The 1,589-nt window shown below is 36.8% G+C and carries 1 protein-coding gene; it reads right to left on the bottom strand.

The window, feature by feature from the left end; genetic code table 11:
* The coding region (gene ltrA / locus ACYEKI_RS21165; protein WP_459213207.1) for a group II intron reverse transcriptase/maturase at window positions 1–1,135 on the bottom strand (1,135 nt) is incomplete at its 3' end.
* Window positions 1,136–1,589 lie beyond the last annotated feature (454 nt).

Below are 1,589 nucleotides of genomic sequence, written 5' to 3'. Positions count from 1 at the left end.
GGTTCAGTTTCCAAACAATCCATTCTATTGCCCAATGCCGTCGTTTATTGAATAACTCCCTTAGTTTGGTAAATAACTTACTTCGGGATTTCATACTGGGGCGAACATTGGTATAGTTCTTTTTGTTCCAACTGAACTTGGATCGGATCACTTTGAACTCAAAACCCAGAAAATATAAACTACTTTTATTTGTATGTAGTAGCTTAGTCTTTTCTTTATTAATGGATAATCCCATATTAGTAAGGATTCGGTCTATATAGGTCAGTATTTCTTTACTGTAATACCATTTGCCCATAAGTAGAAAATCATCTGCATAGCGAACAATACGAATATTGGACTTTGCAAATTTACCTTCTGGATTACTTACTATTTTATCAAATTCGTGTAAGTAGATATTAGAGAGTAAAGGTGATATAACTCCTCCCTGGGGACTCCCTTTGGTATTCTTTATCAGCTCTCCTGTATCTAATCGCACAGGAGCAACCAACCACTGATGAATTAAAGCTAGTATCGATCTGTCTACAATCTTACGCTTTAAACATGTAAATAGTTTGTTATGAGGGATCGTATCAAAATATTTTGACAAATCTGCATCATACACAAATTGATAGCCTTCATAAATATTGTCTTTTACCTGCTTAATGGCATCTTGGGCACTCTTCTTGGGTCTAAAACCATATGAAGTACTTATAAACTCCGATTCCCATAAAGGTTCGATAATCATCTTCACTGCCATCTGAACAATCCTATCTTTTATGGTAAGTATCCCTAGATAGCGAAATGTACCTTTCCTTTCTTTGGGAATCATGACGCGTTTGACTGCATTACTGCGATACCTTTTGCTTCGTAACTCTTCTTGTAGTTGCGACATATATCTGTGTAACCCCGATTGCTCTATTGTAGCAATACTAACTCCATCTACTCCTACGCCTTTAGAATAGTTCTGCTTTACTCGGTAAAAGGCGGTAATCAACACATAGTCCAAATATATTTTATCATACAAACTATGAGCTAAAAATTCCTTTTCTTTCTTGGCTGCAAGGTATAGCTTCCTTTGAAATACACGAACTCGCTCATCACTTAAGGATGGACTTACTAATAGACTCTCATCAATATAGGTCGTTCTGTTTTTCATATAAGCTTCTCTAAAGTAGAGTCCCTTTCCTAAATAAGGTTATGTTGTCCTTATTATCATAGGTACTATGGTCTCCTCCGACTTCTTTTATTACCACATCTATACTTCGTAATACTTATAACAGAGTGTTTAGTATTGCCATTACTTGTTATAAAAGACCTCCCACGTTCCGTATTAATCCATCTATAATCACGCCATCCCTATGACTCCGGCAACTCTTCAATATTCTATCAGCTGTTAATCCTATTGAAGTGACAGGGTTCGAAGACCGTCAAAACTCTCCCCAAATTGCAGATACACTTCTCGAAGCTACTATGGGTTCACGCTTACGCATTACGGCTTGATTATTTGAAAGAACATAGCTTCAATAATTCCCTCACAGGAACAACTGTATGTTTTTCTTCAGAGTGAACAGCCAATTACTCTGATGGGATTTTCACCCATTGGATTCCTA

The sequence above is a fragment of the Aquimarina rhabdastrellae genome (assembly GCA_947387485.1).
Classification (GTDB): domain Bacteria; phylum Bacteroidota; class Bacteroidia; order Flavobacteriales; family Flavobacteriaceae; genus Aquimarina.
Note: the sequence above shows the minus strand (reverse complement) of the source record. Positions and strands in the feature narration are given on the sequence as shown.